The sequence below is a fragment of the Streptosporangium sp. NPDC002721 genome (genome assembly GCF_042888905.1).
In the GTDB taxonomy this organism is placed as follows: Bacteria; Actinomycetota; Actinomycetes; order Streptosporangiales; family Streptosporangiaceae; genus Streptosporangium.
The window spans coordinates 43,831-59,758 of sequence record NZ_JBIAQI010000036.1; the positions used below are offsets into that span (position 1 = coordinate 43,831).

The window sequence follows — 15,928 nt, forward strand, 5'->3', positions numbered from 1 at the left end:
CCGCGAACCCTGCGGGCCCGGGAGGTTCCTCTTCGAGCGCGACGGGGATGACGGGGACGGGGAGGGTCGCGCGGACGACGGGGGCGACGGAGACCTCGGGGACGGCGAAGGCACCGAGGACGGCAGGAAAGACGGAGACGGCGGAGACGGCGAGACCGTCGGAGAATTCAGGGCTGCCGGAGAACCGGGAGTCGCCGGGGACGGGAGCCCCGGAACCGCCGGGAGCCCGCTCACGCTCTCAGGGGGATCCTCCACCGTGACGCCGTCGTCGTGGACGTCGGCGATGCGCCGCCCGCAGTGAGCGGACGCGTCGAACCCGCGCGTCATGCGTCCCCCCGTTCGATGACCCTCAGACCGTCCGATGCCCGCCCCGGAGTCCTCGAAACGCCCTCAAGATCGCTGCTTCCTCCCGGTGAACTGCGAAGACGACAAAACATGCCGCTGTTCCGGTGGCCCCGGAGGTACCCCTGCCGTCCTGAATGGGCCCCGCTCAAACGATCACCTATCCCGGAACCGGGTCCACCTCCGGACGAACCCGCACCGGTGGAGCAGGACATCGATTCGAGATGTTTGGCATGAACGTTTACGGTCACTCGTGAAGAGCCTCGACGTCCCGCGGTTCCCGCCCGTCCCCTACCGGAAGCGGTCCTGGTGTCTGCCTCTCCACCCGTGTCGGCGCCCGCCGACCCACCCGCCGTCGCGAACGACGGACCGTCCCCGGTCGCGCCCGCCCCCGGAGACGAAGCGGAGCCCGCGCGACCGGCTCACCCGGACAGCACCGGCACCGGTACAGAAACCGGCACCGGCACCAGCACCGAAGAACCGGCCGACGCGGACAGCCCCGGAACCGAGCGGCCGGCTCCCGACGGCGACGCCGAGACCGGACGGCCTGACGCTCCGAGGTGGTACGAGATCCTCGAAGCCTCCTCCGACGGAACCTTCGAGGAGATCGCCCTACTGGCCGCGACCGTGTTCGACGCCCCCATCGCCACGGTCAGCATCGTCGACACCGACCGGGTGTGGTTCGCCGCCGCCCACGGGCTGGACGGGGTGGAACAGGTCGGCGTCGAGCCAGGCCTGTGTGTCTCGGCGGCGCTGTCGGACGGCCCGTACGTCGTGGAGGACACCGCACTCGACCCGCGTACCGTGGACCACCCGCTGGTCCGCGGGGAGCCGGGGCTGCGGTTCTACGCGGCCGCCCCGATCGTCGCCGCCGGGGGAGATCGGCTGGGCACCGTGGACGTCGCCGACCGGCGCCCGCGCGAGGTCACCACCACGCAGAGGGCGGTGCTGACCGGGCTCGCCGCGCTGGTCGCCCGGCACCTGGACCTGCGCCTGGAGACCGTCCACGCCACGCGCGCCGAGCGGCGGCTGCGCGAGGACGCCGACGAGCGCGGCACCGTGGCCACCGCGCTCGCCGAGCGGCTGCGCCAGGTCGCCGCCGAGGAACGCGGGACGGGCCGCCCGGCACTGTGCCAGCTCGGCGGCTCGGGGCGGCAGTGCGCCGAACCCGCCGAACTCAAGATCGCTGACGGCTGGGGCGACTCGGCGTGGGCCTGCACCACGCACGCGGAGGAGGCCCTCTTCGTGGCCGCGGTGTTCATCGCCAACAAGGACCTCGGCGGCCTGAACGCCTACCGCGACCGCCCCTGACCCGCTCCCGCCCCGGCCCGCCCCCGACCTGCTCCTGCCCCGCCCCTGCCCCGCTCCACTGACCCGCCCGGCGCCGCTCCCGGTAACCCTCCCGGACGACCGGCCACTCGGTGACCGGATCGCCCCGGAAGCGCGCTCGGGCGCGCACCTCGGGAAACCCGCTCGTCAGACACGAAACCCTCGCGGGGACGGTCAGGCGTTCGCGCCGGCCCGGCGGGCCTCGATCGCCTCCAGTCCCACCTGGTCGTCGGGGACGGCGTCGGGCATCTCGGTGTCGAGCCGCACCAGCCTCCTGACCCGCAGCGATCCGGCGACGACCAGCGCCATCCCGAGGGCGCAGACCAGGTAGAGCAGCCCGATGCCCCGGCCGGGCCCCACCCCGATCACCGCGCCGACCGTCGAGGCGAGCGGGCCGCCGGGGACGAGCAGCGGGTCGAGCAGGGCGGTGCCCAGCGGGGCCACCAGCCCCATCCCGACCGGCAGGGTCGACCAGGCGACCAGGGTGTTGAGCGCGAAGACCCGGCCGTGGTAGCGGTACGGCACCTTGATCTGGACGATCGTGGTGTAGATCGAGTTCATGACCGTGAGGAAGAAGGTGAGCGCGAACGCGCCGATCCCGATCGTCACCAGGGACGGGCTGACGCCGACGACCACGCTCCCCACGGCCATGGCCAGCGTCGCGACCAGGACCCCCCGGAAGCGCCGCTTGGGCGGCCCGCCCCACAGCGCCATGGTGAGCCCGCCGAGCAGCACGCCCAGGCCGCTCACCACCGAGACGCGGCTCACGTCGGCGAGGGTCGCGAAGGAGAGCACCAGCGGCGACACCAGCAGCAGGAGCGGCGACAGGAAGATGTTGAGCACCGCGAAGAAGACGAGCATCGAGCGCAGGCCCCGCTCGTTCCAGGTGTAGCCGAACCCCTTCGCGATCTCGGTGGTCAGCGGCTCCCTCGGCCGCCACGGCAGCGTGTCGGGGAAGCGGACGAGGAGCACGACGGCGATCGCGAAGACGTAGCTGATCACGTCGATGGCGACGATGCCGCCCAGCCCGATCCAGGCGAGCAGACCGGCGGCGATCAGCGGGACGACCAGCTGCGCCACGCCGCCCGCCATCTGGGTGACCCCGATCGCGTGGCCGAGGTAGTGCTTGGGGACGAGCTGCGGGACCGCGGAGTTGTAGGCCAGCCGCTGGAAGCTGCTCGCGACCGACAGCGAGATGACCAGCAGATAGATCTGCCAGAGCTGGAGCTCGCCGAACATGATGATCCCGGCGAGCACCGCCTGGATGGCGGCCGAGGCGCAGTCGGCCAGCAGGATCACCCGGCGCCGGTCGCCCCGGTCCACGATCGCCCCGGCCAGCGGTGAGATCAGCAGTCCGGCGAGGTTGAGCACGGCCAGGATCGAGAACTGCGTCACCGAGCCCGAGTCGACCAGCACCGTGAGCGGCAGCGCCCACCCGACGAGCGCGGAGCCGATCATGGATATCTGCTGGCCCGCGGAGAAGGTGAGGAAACGCCCCATGCTGGGCTGTATGGTCTCCTTCTCAGGCTTCGCCTCCGACGTCCTGGCGACCCCGTGGACCCACCAGGTGTCGTCGGGCCCGCGTTCCGGGGGCGCGTCCAGCCGGTCGTGGACCTGCAGGATCCCGGCCAGCTCCTCGGCCCGGTAGCGCAGGAAGAAGTGCCCGCCCTCGTCGAGGACGACCAGGGCGGCCGTGTCGGCGATGAAGTGCCACTCCCTGAACCGCTCCTCGTAGAAGTCGGTCGCCGGGTCGCGCTCGCCGATCACCGAGACGACCGGGGCGCGCAGCCGGACGCGGTCGGGGGTGTCGAACAGGTCGGTGAAGTACTTCTCGGCCGCCTTGCCGTCGTGGCGCATCGTGCGGATGATCCGGTCGGCCACCCCCGGGTCGAGCTCCTCCAGGTCGACGCCCCGGGCCTTGAGCCAGTTGATGTCGCCCTGGCTGCGGCGCAGGCTCTCGAACTCCCCGACGCGCGACAGGGTGCGCATCAGCCCCCGGGGACGGGCGAAGGGGAAGATGGCCCCGATGTAGACGGCCTCGACCTCGCGTCCCGCCGCCTCCACACGCCTGGCCAGTTCGGTGGCGAGGCCCGCGCCGACCCCGCAGTGGCCGTAGATCACCACCGGGCCCTCGACGGTCCGCAGGATCTCCTCGGTGCAGCGCCTGGCGACCTCGTCGAACTCCTCGGGCTCCTCGTCCAGCCCGACGTCGTTGCCCGGGATGGCGACCGCGTAGAGCGCCTGGTCCTCGGGGAGCGCGTCGGCGAGCGGCTGGTAGACGATCGCGCTGCCCGAGCCGTACGGGACGCAGACGTAGCTGCGCGTCACCGTACGACGCGGAGTGAGCCGCTGGAGCAGCGGGCGCGCGCCCCCGCCGCCGGGGCCGCCGACGAACCCGGCCAGCTCCCGTACCGTACGGAAGGAGAACAGGTCCACCAGGCCGACCTGCGGGCTGCCGTCGGGCAGGGCCCTGCGCAGCTTGGCCACGACCTGGATCGCCAGCAGGGAGTTGCCTCCCAGGTCGAAGAAGTCGTCGTGCGCGCCGACGCGCTCCACCGAGAGCACCTGCTCCCAGACGGCGGCGATCGCCCGCTCGGCGTCGTTCTCCGGCTCGACGTACTCGGCGGCGCCGGGGCTCTCGGGGGCGGGCAGGGCCCTGCGGTCCAGCTTGCCGTTCGGTGTGAGCGGCAGCGCGTCCAGGGTGACGAACATCGAGGGGACCATGTGGTCGGGCAGGGTGCCGCCGAGGGCGGCCCGCACCCGGGCGCTCTCCGGCGGCTCGTCCGCGACGAGGTACGCGACGAGCCGCCGGTCCCCGGGCACGTCCTCCCTGACGATCACCGCGGCGTCGCGCACCCCCGCGCGCTCCCGCAGCGCCACCTCGATCTCCCCCAGCTCGATCCGCAGGCCGTGCAGCTTGACCTGGTCGTCGAGGCGGCCCAGGAACTCGATCGTGCCGTCGGGCAGCCACCGGGCCGCGTCGCCGGTCCGGTAGACGCGGTCGTCGCCGAGGGCGAGGAACCGCTCGGCGGTGAGCTCGGGCCGCCGGTGGTAGCCGAGGGCGACGCCGACCCCGCCGATGTGCAGCTCACCGGGTACGCCCACCGGGACCGGGCGGCGGTGCGGGCCGAGCACGTGCAGCGTGATGTTCTGGATCGGCGCGCCGATCGGCACGCTCGTCCGGCCCGCGAGCGCCTCGGCGGTGCAGTGCCAGGAGGAGACGTCGATCGCGGCCTCGGTGGGACCGTAGAGGTTGTGCAGCTCGGCGCCCGGCAGGGTCGCGAGGCAGCGCAGCGCCAGGTCGACCGGGAGTTCCTCCCCGCTGCAGATGACGCGCCGCAGCGAGGTCAGGTCCCCCACACCGTCCTCCGCCAGGAAGATCCCGAGCATCGAGGGGACGAAGTGCGTCGTGGTGACGCCCTCCGAGGCGACCAGTTCGCGCAGGTAGGCCGGGTCGCGGTGCCCGCCGGGCTCGGCCAGCACCATCCTGGCGCCCGTCATGAGCGGCCAGAAGAACTCCCAGACCGACACGTCGAACCCGGCGGGCGTCTTCTGCAGGACGACGTCGTCCGACGTGAGGCCGTAGCGCTTCTGCATCCAGTCGAGACGGTTGACGATGCCGCGATGGCTGTTCGGCACCCCCTTCGGCCTGCCCGTCGAACCGGAGGTGTAGATCATGTACGCGGCCGTCCCCGGCTCGCCCGCGCTTCCTTGAACATCCTCGGAAACGGCCCATACAGCGGGATCGTCCAGGGCCAGGACGGTGGCGCCGTGCCCGGACAGCCGGTCCGCCAGGTGCCGCTGGGTCAGCACCACGGCGGCGCCCGCGTCCGAGAGCATGAAGGCGAGCCGGTCGGCGGGGTAGTCGGGGTCGAGCGGCACGTAGGCCGCGCCCGTCTTGAGCACGCCCAGCAGCCCGGTCACCAGCTCCGCCGACCGCTCCGCGCAGACCGCGACCAGCGCCCCCGGCCCCGCCCCCGAGCCGCGCAGCACGCGGGCCACCCCGGCGGCCCGCTCGTCGAGCTCCCGGTAGGTCAGCGACTCGCCCCCGAAGGTGACGGCGGGCGCGTCGGGGGTCCGCGCCACCTGGGCCTCGACGAGGCCGTGCAGCGTCGCGCCGGAGGGGAAGTCGGCCGCCGTGGCGTTCCACTCCTCGGTGAGGAGGCGGCGCTCGGCCTCCCCGAGCGGTTCCAGCTCGCTCACCGGGACGCCGGGGCGGGCGACGGCGTCCCTGAGCAGGTTCTCCAGGTGCCCGGCCATGCGCTCGACGGTCACGGCGTCGAACAGCGCGGTCCGGTAGGTGAAGGTGGCGGTCATGCCGCCGTCGGCGGCCGGGACCAGGTAGAGCTCGATGTCGTAGCGCGCCGAGCCCGGCGCCATCGTGAAGTCCTCGGCCGCCAGGTCACCGGCGGCGTTCGCGGGGACGGAGAAGTCGTGCATGGAGAAGAGCGCGTCGGCCAGCGGCTGCCTGCTCGGGTCGCGGGGCACGTCGAGCGCGTCGACCAGCCGCGTGAAGGGCAGTTCCTGGTGGTCGAGGGCGTCGACGACCACGTCGCGGGTCCGGGTGACGAGGTCGGCGAAGCCGGGGTCGCCGTCGAGGCGGGCGCGGAGCACGAGGGTGTTGACGAACATGCCGACCACGTCGTCCAGCCCGTCCCTGGTCCGCCCGGCGACCGGCGTGCCGACGGCGAGGTCGTCCCGGCCGCAGTAGCGGGCGAGCAGCACCTGGAAGGCGGCGAGCAGGGTCATGAAGCGGGTCGCGCCGCGCTCCGCGCCCAGCCCGGTCAGCGCGGTGACCAGTTCGGGGTCGAGCCGGTGGACGTGGGAGGCGCCGTCGAAGGTGAGCCGGGGCGGGCGCGGCCGGTCCGAGGGCAGCTCGGCGCGGGGCAGCCCGGCCAGTTCCCCGCGCCAGAAGGCCAGCTCGCGCTCGAACGACCGCTCGCGCTGCCAGAGCGCGAAGTCCCCGTACCGGACGGCGGGCGCGGCGGGGGCCTCTCCTCGGTACAGCGCGAGGAGGTCGGCGAAGAGCAGCTGGGTCGACTGCCCGTCTGCGGCGATGTGGTGGACGAACAACGCCAGGACGTGCTCGTCGTCGGTGATCCTGATCAGGGTGGCGCGCAGCAGCGGCCCCTCGGCCAGGTCCAGCGGCTCGGCGCTCTCCGCGCCGATCAGCTCGGCGGCCTCGGCGTCCGTGGCGGCCTCGGCCAGGCGCAGCGGCACCGGCGCGGCGGGAACGACGTGGACCGCGGGCCGCCCGTCCTCCGTGGCGGGGAAGCGGTGGCGCAGGCTCTCGTGCCGGTCCGTCAGCGCGCCCAGCAGGTCGCGCAGCCGGTCGACGTCGAGCGGCCCGCGCAGCCGCACCGCGACCGGGATGGTGTACGTGGAGGTCCCCGGGTTGAAGTGCTCCATGAACCACAGGGGCTCCTGGACCGGGGAGAGCGGGGGAGGCGTGCCCTCGGGCCTGCGCGGGATCTCGGGGCGTTCGGTGTCGGCGGCCTCGCCACGGAGCCTGCGCCTGAGCAGATCCCGCCTGGCGTCGGACAGATCGGCGACGGACATGGCCTCATCCCCCTGTGACGATGTCTCCACGGGTACGCCGGGACAGCGCGGCGCCGGGGCGAGGGGGCGCGGCGCGCTCACGATGAATCCACAGAAACCATCGGATGCGCACCCCAGTGTGCGCAGAACAGGAAGGAAGGTATCCCACGGGAATCCGCGACTCCATCGAGGTCCACTGGCCACTTCCGGCAGCAGGAAAGGGGTGACGGCCCCCACCACGAACCGGCCGGAACACCGGTGGGAGCACCGGTGGGAGCACTGCGTCCGGCGTATGAGGGCAGGGAGGGCACCGGCACCGCGCGCCAACCGGGACACCGGGTGGAAACGTACTGAAACCATGAGGAGAGCACGGGGAAAGCGCAGGGAAGGCACACGGAGAGCACAGGGAGAACACGGCGCCCGGCGCGCGGGAGCGGGGGAAGCGCCGGTCTCCCGGTACGGGAAGGTACGGTCAGCTCATGTCCGAGCGCAGCATGCCGCACGACCTCGCCGCCTGGGCGTGCCCCCACGGGCAGGACGCTCGCCGGGGTTGCACGACCTGCTACGAGGAGTCCAGCGACCCCGACACGTCGAATCCCTTCTGGGAGGTCGCCGCGTGGTTCACCACCTCGCGGCCGATCCCGATCAGGACGCTCCAGGACGCGCACCACCACGGCCGCCATTTCGCCCTCGACCAGCCGTCCACGCCGCTGGTCTACCTCCTCACCGGCCGTGCCCGCGCGGGCGACAGCGTGCAGGCGATCGCGGGCGTCGTCGGCTTCCTGCTGCACAACCGGCACGTGGTAGCCGACTTCACCGTGACCGAGACCCGCGCCACCCGCCGCTCGCCCGGCACCCCCAGCGCGCCCAACGCGACCCGCCAGACCGACAAGTGGCTCCAGGACCAGCGCCGCCCCGACGGGCGCTCGCGGTGAGAGCCCTGTTCCCTTCGCTTCTCGGATGACAACGTACGGCGGCAGTCCCTAAGCTCGACAACACCATTGTCGAAACGGCGAGCCGGGAGGCGATCGTGACGGCCGACCCTCCGGGCTTCGAGCTCCCGCTCCGGCTCTTCCTCGGCTTCCGGGTGCTCATCGACGAGCTCCACGCGGAACTCGCCCGCCAGGGGCACCCCGACATGCGGCCGATGCACGGCTTCGTCCTGCAGGCGATCGGCCCCGAGGGCACCACGGCCGTGGAACTCGGACGGCGGCTGGGCGTCTCCAAGCAGGCGGCGGGCAAGACGGTCGACACCCTGGAACAGCTGGGCTACGTCGAGCGCGGCTCCGACCCCGGCGACGCCCGCCGCAAGATCGTGCGGCTCACCGAGCGGGGCGTCGACAGCCTCGTCCGGTCGGCGCGCATCTTCGAGGACCTGCGCGCGGGCTGGGCGAGGACCCTCGGCGAGGACCGCCTGCGCGCCCTGGAGTCCGACCTGCGCGCCGTGACCCCCCAGGGGGTCTTCCGCCTCGACGTCCCCGGCTGGTTCGGCGGCCACTGACCGCTCACGAGAACCGCCCGCTCGAACGACGCGGCGGCACGGGACCTAGAAGCCGCGCCGCGACGCGAATGGGAGTGCAGAGTGCGCACCGCGACGCGGATGGGACCGAAGAGTGCGCACCGCGACGCGGATGCCGTGCCCGGTTGGTAAAAATGGCGGGTATGCGAATCCTGATCGTCGGCGGCACCCGGTTCGTCGGCCGGCACATCACCGGGGCCGCGCTCGCGGCCGGGCACGAGGTCTCCCTGCTGCACCGCGGCCGGTCCGGCCCCGGACTGTTCCCCGAGGCCGAGCACCTGACGGCCGACCGCGACGCCGACCTGTCCGTCCTGCACGACCGGCAGTGGGACGCGACGATCGACGTCAGCGCCTACTTCCCGTCACAGGTGACCTCGCTCTCCGGCGCGCTCTCCACCGGCCAGTACGCCTTCATCTCCAGCACCGCGGTCTACCGGACACCCGAGAAGCGGGGCTTCACCGAGGACTCACCGCTGGCGGAGCTCGACGGGCCGGTCCCCGGGGAGGTGACGGGCGAGACGTACGGGGCGCTGAAGGTGCTGTGCGAGCGGGCCGCGGCCGAGGCGTTCGGGTTCCCGACGCTGATCGTGCGGCCCACGTACGTCATCGGCCCGCACGACCACACCGGCCGCTTCACCTACTGGGTCAACCGGATCGCGCGGGGCGGCGAGGTCCTCGCGCCCGGCGACCCCGGCGACCCCATCCAGGTCATCGACGCCCGTGACCTGGCCGCCTGGATCGTCTCCATGGTCGAGGAGACACGTCCGGGCACCTTCCACACGGTCAGCCCCGCCCCGCCGTTCTCCTTCGGCGACATGCTGGAGGCGATCGCGGCCGAGGTCGGACCGCCCGGAACCACCCTGACCTGGGTCGGCCAGGACTTCCTGCTCGCCGAGGGCGAGACCGGCCGGTCGCTGCCCCTGTGGTCCGAGGGCGATCCGTGGATGTCGGCCAACACCGCCGACCCCGCCGCCGCCCGCGCCGCGGGACTCGACCCGCGGCCCCTGGGTCAGTCGATCCGCGAGGTCCGCGAGGCGGAGTCGTCCTTCTCGACGGGCGCGGCCATCACTCCGGCCAGGGAGGCCGAACTGCTGTCCCGCTGGTCCGCACGCGACGCCTAGGACGGGCCTGCGGCCACCGCCCCTCCGCCTCTCCGTAACGGCCACCGCTCCTCCGGCCGGCGGCCACCGGCTCCCGGTCGCGTCCCGGGGTCAGCCCCCCAGCCGTGACGGCCGGAGCGGGTTGTGCCCGACCTCCAGCAGTGCCCGCCGCCGGTCGTCGTCGTCCTCGTCGACCGCTCCCTCGGCCAGCGTGTCCTCGACACGGTCGACGGCCTGCCGCATCGTCTCGACGTCGTCGGCGGTCAGGTCGGCCTTCCGCTTGCCGAGAACCTGGAGCACCTGGCGCCCGAGCGGCGGCATGGCCGCCTCGGGGCTCGCCGCGTCACCCCCGTTCGCCGAGGCCGAAGCCAGCAGGAAGGCTCTCAGCTCCTCCGACGTCATGTTCACGACCTCGTGGAACTCCTGCCACACCAGGTCGAGGATCAGATCCGATTCGTCGGCCATCGTGCTCTCCTCTCATGCCGGGCCGGTACTGGCCACGCCCCGGACACGAACCGGCCACCGGCGGGAGTACGCGCGGCGGCGGGCGCACGGCCCGCCCTACCCCGGCTTCCACACCGTTAACACGGGGACCGGGGCACGGATGGGGAAAGGAACCCCATGACCGGCCGGGAGCTCCTCCGGACGGGACCGCCCTCCAGGCGTACGCGCCCACCCGAACGGCGCCGGCGGCCGAGCGGCCGAGGGGCTGTGCCCTCCGGAACAGCACTCTCTCGGGCGGGCCTTCCGGAAAGGGTTCCCCTGAGAGGGGACGACGGCCTCGCTGGAGAGTGGCCTTATGCGGCCCGGGCCATTCAATTGCCATTTTCCCAAATATCGTGATTTGAGGCGAAATTTGCTGCCGGGGCCGGACCTGTAATTCGCGCTCCGGCGTAACCCCGGCCTTTCTCTATGGACGGCGATCCCGGACCAAGGCTTTGTCTTGTTCAGGGTGAACGTCCGGATCTCTCTGAACTAGCGTTTTGTGTGACGTCGATTCCACATATTTCCGGAAACCGGATTGGCGCCCTGCAGGCCCAGACGGCATGCCGGGCTGAAACATCAGAGATGGAGTGACATGTTCAAGCACGCTCTCACCGCCGGCACATTGGTGGCTTCCGGCCTCATCGTCGCCATGGCGATGTCGGTTCAGCCCGCCGGGGCAAACGCGACACCCCAGGAGGCCGCTTCGGCGTCCGTACTCCTGAGTGATCCGTCCCCCGGCGGCCACCACCAGCACTACGATTTCTCGCCCGGCCATCACCATCACCACGTCTCGCCCGGCCATCACCATCACCACGTCTCGCCCGGTCATCACCACTACTGGCCCGGCATCCCCTTCTAGACGAGAGGTTCCGAAGCGTGTCGACGATCGTGGACGGCCGGTGACCGGGTGATCGGCGCACCGGTCCTGTCGTCGCCCCCCAGGCGGGCTGTGGTCACGAGGGTGTCCAGGTCGGTGGTACGAACCGATCCTCGACACCCTCGTCCCGTTCGGCGATGTCCGGCGGGCCGTCGGGCCGGGGACTCCGGGCACGTCACCGGAGTACCCGCTCCCCGGGCGGGCCGAAGCGGCCGATCCGGAAGCGGCCCGGCCCGGAAGCGGGCGGGCCGAAGCGGCCGACCGTCAGCCGCGCCGCCATCTCGGAGCCGCCCTTTCAAGACGGGGCCCGCCACGCCGGGAGCATGACCGGCCAAGCCCCTCTCAGGAGGGGTTGTCCACCGTGAAGCGCACCCCGGAGAAGCGGCTCCGCCACTCGGTGACCTCCGGCGCCACGGTGCCCGGGTCGACGTTCTCGTCCAGGCCCCGGGCGATGAACGCGGCCAGCTCCGGCATGTCCGCCTCGGTCATCCCCAGCCTGACGAGCTCCGGCGTACCGACGCGCAGGCCGTTCGCGTCCCCCTCGACCGCCTCCGACGGCAGGCCGATGCCGCAGGCGAGGAGGTTGGCCTCGCGCAGCCGCCGGGCGGCCCGCTGGCCGCCGCCGTAGCGGTGGGCCAGGACGGCGAACTGGTGGGAGCGGGTGCACCCGCGCTCGGCGGCGAAGACCGGGACCCCGAGGGCGAGCAGTTCGTCGGCCAGCCGCCGCGCGGTGGAGACCATCGCCCGCGCGTAGGCGGGTCCCGCGGCCTTCCAGTCGAGCATCGTCATGGCGAGCGCCGCGGTCTTGCCCGCGTCGAAGTTCGCGGTCAGCCCCGGGTAGGCGATCGCGTCGAGCCGCTGGGCCAGCTCGGCGTCGTCGGTCACGACGAGCCCGCCCGCGGGGCCGCCCAGGCTCTTGTACGTGCTCATGGTGATCAGGTGGGCGCCCTCGTCGAGCGGCTGCGGCCAGACCTTCCCGGCGATCATCCCGCACAGGTGGGCGGCGTCGAAGAGCACGCGGGCGCCGACCGAGTCGGCGATCTCGCGGATCCGCGCCACGGGGTGGTGGAACAGGTTGAGGCTGCCGCCGATGGTGATCAGCTTCGGCCGTACCCGCACGGCGAGCTCTCGCAGGGCGTCGACGTCCACCGTGTAGCCGTCGGGCGTGACGGGCGCGGGAACGGTCCGCAGCCCGTACAGGCCGGCCGCGCCCGGCCGGTGGTGGGTGACGTGGCCGCCGATGCTCGCCGGAGGGGCGATGATCGTGTCGCCGGGCTCGCAGACGGCCATGAACGTGTAGAGGTTCGCGAGTGCCCCGGAGCCGACGCGCACCTCGGCGTAGCCCGCGCCGAACACCTCCGCGGCCAGCTCGGCGGCGACGATCTCGATCTGCTCGATCGCCTCCAGGCCCATCTCGTACTTCTCACCCGCGTAGCCCAGCGACGGCCGCGACCCGAGGTTGGCCGAGAGCAGGGCCTCGGCCCTCGGGTTCATGATGTTCGTGGCCGGATTCAGGTTGACCGACTCTATGTCGTGGATGCGGTGGTTGTCGGCCACCAGCCTTTCGATCTCGTTCTGTACCGAGGAGGCGGTCTGGTCCGTCACGGCCTTCAGGACGGACTGGACGCGATCCTCGGTGACGGCGGGTACCCAGGGGCGATGGGCGAGAGCACGGGGCATCAGGTGGTCTCCTGGCCGACAGGCAGACGGCTGTCGCGATGACGTCATGGTGTCTGCCACACGACGTTAGATCTCAGACGAAGCCCGGCGCATCGGGTGAAAGATGGGCTTTCTAGCTGCTTTTTCCTACATTTGCCGGAAAAAGAACTCGAACTTCCCCAGAAAAGATCACTTCTTCCACAGGGACCCCAGACACACCTCCCGACCCCGGACCGACGACTCCGCGAACCCCACGACCAGCCCTTCGGAACCGCACGACCGACACCTCTCAGGACCCCACCACCGAACCCGCGGACCCGCACGACCGACCCCGCACGACCGACTCCACAGGACCCCCTCGGAATCAGAACCCTCAGGACCGGGACCCTCAGGACCGGGACCCTTAGGACCGTACTCCTGGACCGATTTAAATGAGTGAGCGGCTCACTCACTCCTCCGCTAGGATGCCCGACGTGACCTCGACCTCACAGCGGGCAACCCCCCTCCCCCCCGACGAGCGGCGCGCGGCGCTCGTCGCCTCCACCCTTGCGCTCGTGCTCGCCGAGGGGCCCGACGTGAGCACCCGGCAGATCGCGCAGGCCGCCGGCGTGGCCGAGGGGACGATCTTCCGGGTCTTCAGCACCAAGGACGAGCTCGTGAACGCGGCCGTGGCCAGCGCCTGCGACTACTCCCCGATGCTGGGCGAGCTGGAGGCCGTCGACCGTACGGCCCCCCTGGACGTCCGGCTCGTCGCGGCGGTCGAGATCCTGCAGCGGCGCACCGCGCGCATCTTCCGCCTGGTGGACGCGATAGGGCTGAAAGCCGTCGAGGCGAGTCGCAGCCACCGGAACCTCGTCGAGGAGAGCGCCCTCGTCGGGCAGGTGCTCACCGACCTGATCGAACCCGCCCGCGAGCGGCTGCGGCTCGAACCGCACGAGGCCGCGCGCCGGTTGCACCTGCTGACCTTCGCGTGCAGCCATCCCCGGCTCGTCCAGGACGACCCGATGGCCGCCTCGGAGATCGTCTCCATGCTGCTCGACGGCGTACGCCTGCGCCCCGGCGCCCCCGAACGACTCCCCTGACCTCGACGCCCCCCGCCCCATCCCCCCGGCCCCGGTGTCCTCCTTGACCTCAACCAAGGTTCACATCGCAGGCTGATGCCAACACCCCTGGAGGAAATCCCCATGATCCCGGTTACCGGGGCGACGGACGAGACCGGTCGACGGCCGGATCCCCGGCATGGCGCCCCTCGCCCGGCCGTCCCCCGTGAAGAGTCGTCATGCTGACCCGCCTGCTCCGCACGTACCTGCGCCCCTACTCGTGGGCGCTGACCGCCGTGGTGGTACTGCAACTGGTCGGCACCATCGCCTCCCTGTACCTGCCCAGTCTGAACGCCGACATCATCGACCGGGGCGTCGCCACCGGCGACACCGGCTACATCCTGTCGGCGGGCGGCTGGATGCTGCTCGTATCCCTCGTGCAGATCGCCTGCTCGGTCGCCGCGGTCTACTACGGCTCCCTCGCGGCCATGGGGTTCGGCCGCGACGTCCGCTCGGCCGTCTTCCACCAGGTCGGCGGGTTCTCCGCGAGGGAGGTCTCCCACTTCGGGGCCCCCTCGCTGATCACCCGCGGCACCAACGACGTGCAGCAGGTCCAGATGCTCGTCGTGATGACCTGCACGATGCTGGTCGCCGCGCCGATCATGGGCGTCGGCGGCATCATCATGGCGCTGCGCCAGGACCTCGGGCTGTCCTGGCTCATGCTGGTCTGCGTCCCCGCCCTGCTGGTGTCGATCGGCCTGATCATCAGCCGCATGGTCCCCCAGTTCCGCGCGATGCAGGACCGCATCGACCTGGTCAACCGGGTGCTGCGCGAGCAGCTCACCGGCATCCGCGTCGTGCGCGCCTTCGTACGGGAGCGCGAGGAGACCCGCAGGTTCGCCGGGGCCAACCAGGCGCTGACCGACACGTCGCTGCGCGTCGGACGGCTGACCGCGCTCATCTTCCCGACCGTGATGCTGATCCTCAACGTCTCCAGCATCGCCGTGCTCTGGTTCGGCGCCGCGCGGGTGGACAGCGGCGAGATGCAGGTCGGCGCCCTCACCGCGTTCCTCATGTACCTGATGCAGATCCTCATGTCGATGATGATGGCCACCTTCATCTCGATGATGATCCCGCGCGCCGCGGTCTGCGCCGAGCGCATCGCCGAGGTGCTCGACACCGAGTCGTCGGTGACGCCACCCCTCGATCCGGTACGGCAGGTGAGCGGGCACGCCGAGCTGGAGATGCGCGACGTCGAGTTCCGCTATCCGGGCGCGGCGGCACCTGTGCTGTCCGGCATCTCCTTCCGCGCGACCGCGGGACGGACCACCGCCGTCATCGGCAGCACGGGCTCCGGCAAGACGACGCTGATCTCCCTGGTGCCCCGGCTGTTCGACGCCACCTCCGGCACGGTGACGGTCGACGGCGTCGACATCCGCGACCTCGACCCCCAGACGCTCTGGACGCGCATCGGCCTGGTGCCGCAGAAGCCGTACCTGTTCAGCGGCACCGTCGCGAGCAACCTGCGGTACGGCAACCCGGACGCGAGCGACGCGGAGCTGTGGGAGGCGCTGGAGGTCGCCCAGGCCCGCGACTTCGTCGAGGCGATGCCCGAGGGCCTGGAGGCGCCCATCGCGCAGGGCGGCACGAACGTGTCCGGCGGGCAGCGGCAGCGGCTCGCCATCGCCAGGGCGCTGGTCAGCAAGCCGGAGATCTACCTGTTCGACGACTCGTTCTCGGCCCTCGACCTGGCCACCGACGCGCGGCTGCGGGCCGCCCTGCGCCCGCACACCGCCGAGGCCGCCGTCATCATCGTCGGCCAGCGGGTCTCCACCATCGCCGACGCCGACCAGATCATCGTCCTGGACGACGGCGTGATCGTCGGCCTGGGAACCCACGACGAGCTGCTGGATTCCTGCCCGACGTACGTGGAGATCGTCGAGTCCCAACTAGCCGCGGAGACCGCAGCATGAGCGACCGGCCCATGACGACCACGCGACAGCGCCCCCCAGGCCCCCCGGGCCCCCCGGTCATGGGA

10 protein-coding genes are annotated in these 15,928 nt (G+C 71.9%); 7 read left to right on the plus strand and 3 right to left on the minus strand.

Going from position 1 to position 15,928, the window contains the following annotated elements:
• Positions 1 to 651: 651 nt before the first annotated feature.
• Positions 652 to 1,653, plus strand: a complete 1,002-nt coding sequence (locus ACFYWM_RS38490; protein WP_389924763.1) for a GAF domain-containing protein — start codon at positions 652 to 654, stop codon at positions 1,651 to 1,653.
• 192 nt (positions 1,654 to 1,845) lie between these two features.
• On the opposite strand, the gene ACFYWM_RS38495 is transcribed toward ACFYWM_RS38490, so the two are convergent.
• Complete coding sequence (locus tag ACFYWM_RS38495) at positions 1,846 to 7,230, minus strand: amino acid adenylation domain-containing protein (protein ID WP_389924766.1); 5,385 nt, start codon at positions 7,228 to 7,230, stop codon at positions 1,846 to 1,848.
• 458 nt (positions 7,231 to 7,688) lie between these two features.
• Here ACFYWM_RS38495 and ACFYWM_RS38500 point away from each other — a divergent pair, with 458 nt between their 5' ends.
• From ACFYWM_RS38500 to ACFYWM_RS38510, 3 genes are all read left to right on the plus strand, one after another.
• Complete coding sequence (locus ACFYWM_RS38500) at positions 7,689 to 8,144, plus strand: hypothetical protein (protein ID WP_389924769.1); 456 nt, start codon at positions 7,689 to 7,691, stop codon at positions 8,142 to 8,144.
• 95 nt (positions 8,145 to 8,239) lie between these two features.
• The gene (locus ACFYWM_RS38505) at positions 8,240 to 8,710 is read left to right on the plus strand and encodes a MarR family winged helix-turn-helix transcriptional regulator (protein ID WP_389924772.1); all 471 of its coding nucleotides are present in this window, start codon (positions 8,240 to 8,242) and stop codon (positions 8,708 to 8,710) included.
• A 161-nt stretch (positions 8,711 to 8,871) separates the two neighbouring features.
• Positions 8,872 to 9,849 (plus strand): NAD-dependent epimerase/dehydratase family protein, encoded by a 978-nt coding sequence (locus ACFYWM_RS38510; RefSeq protein WP_389924775.1) that lies wholly within the window; start codon positions 8,872 to 8,874, stop codon positions 9,847 to 9,849.
• A gap of 90 nt (positions 9,850 to 9,939) precedes the next feature.
• Here ACFYWM_RS38510 and ACFYWM_RS38515 read toward each other — a convergent pair whose 3' ends face one another.
• On the minus strand, positions 9,940 to 10,293 hold the full coding sequence (locus ACFYWM_RS38515; RefSeq protein WP_389924778.1) for a DUF3140 domain-containing protein: 354 nt from the start codon (positions 10,291 to 10,293) through the stop codon (positions 9,940 to 9,942).
• A 613-nt stretch (positions 10,294 to 10,906) separates the two neighbouring features.
• On the opposite strand from ACFYWM_RS38515, the gene ACFYWM_RS38520 reads away from it, so the two are divergent.
• Positions 10,907 to 11,173 carry a hypothetical protein gene (locus ACFYWM_RS38520; RefSeq protein ID WP_389924781.1) on the plus strand — a complete coding sequence of 89 codons (267 nt, stop codon included), beginning with the start codon at positions 10,907 to 10,909 and terminating at the stop codon, positions 11,171 to 11,173.
• A 360-nt stretch (positions 11,174 to 11,533) separates the two neighbouring features.
• Here the strand turns inward: ACFYWM_RS38520 and glyA are convergent, their stop codons facing one another.
• A complete protein-coding gene (gene glyA, locus ACFYWM_RS38525) occupies positions 11,534 to 12,871 on the minus strand; it encodes a serine hydroxymethyltransferase (protein WP_389924784.1) in 1,338 nt (445 codons plus the stop codon).
• Positions 12,872 to 13,323: 452 nt separating this feature from the next.
• Between glyA and ACFYWM_RS38530 the strand changes: the two genes are divergently transcribed.
• Positions 13,324 to 13,932 (plus strand): TetR/AcrR family transcriptional regulator, encoded by a 609-nt coding sequence (locus ACFYWM_RS38530; RefSeq protein WP_389924787.1) that lies wholly within the window; start codon positions 13,324 to 13,326, stop codon positions 13,930 to 13,932.
• A gap of 197 nt (positions 13,933 to 14,129) precedes the next feature.
• A complete protein-coding gene (locus ACFYWM_RS38535) occupies positions 14,130 to 15,863 on the plus strand; it encodes an ABC transporter ATP-binding protein (RefSeq protein WP_389924790.1) in 1,734 nt (577 codons plus the stop codon).
• The last annotated feature ends 65 nt before the right edge of the window (positions 15,864 to 15,928 follow it).

Bases quoted from the DNA above. Each gene is read 5' to 3' on its own strand.
- ACFYWM_RS38510 (WP_389924775.1), top strand. From the start codon at position 8,872: ATGCGAATCCTGATCGTCGGCGGCACCCGGTTCGTCGGCCGGCACATC.
- ACFYWM_RS38535 (WP_389924790.1), top strand. From the start codon at position 14,130: ATGCTGACCCGCCTGCTCCGCACGTACCTGCGCCCCTACTCGTGGGCG.
- ACFYWM_RS38500 (WP_389924769.1), top strand. From the start codon at position 7,689: ATGTCCGAGCGCAGCATGCCGCACGACCTCGCCGCCTGGGCGTGCCCC.
- ACFYWM_RS38495 (WP_389924766.1), bottom strand. From the start codon at position 7,230: ATGTCCGTCGCCGATCTGTCCGACGCCAGGCGGGATCTGCTCAGGCGC.
- ACFYWM_RS38515 (WP_389924778.1), bottom strand. From the start codon at position 10,293: ATGGCCGACGAATCGGATCTGATCCTCGACCTGGTGTGGCAGGAGTTC.
- glyA (WP_389924784.1), bottom strand. From the start codon at position 12,871: ATGCCCCGTGCTCTCGCCCATCGCCCCTGGGTACCCGCCGTCACCGAG.
- ACFYWM_RS38520 (WP_389924781.1), top strand. From the start codon at position 10,907: ATGTTCAAGCACGCTCTCACCGCCGGCACATTGGTGGCTTCCGGCCTC.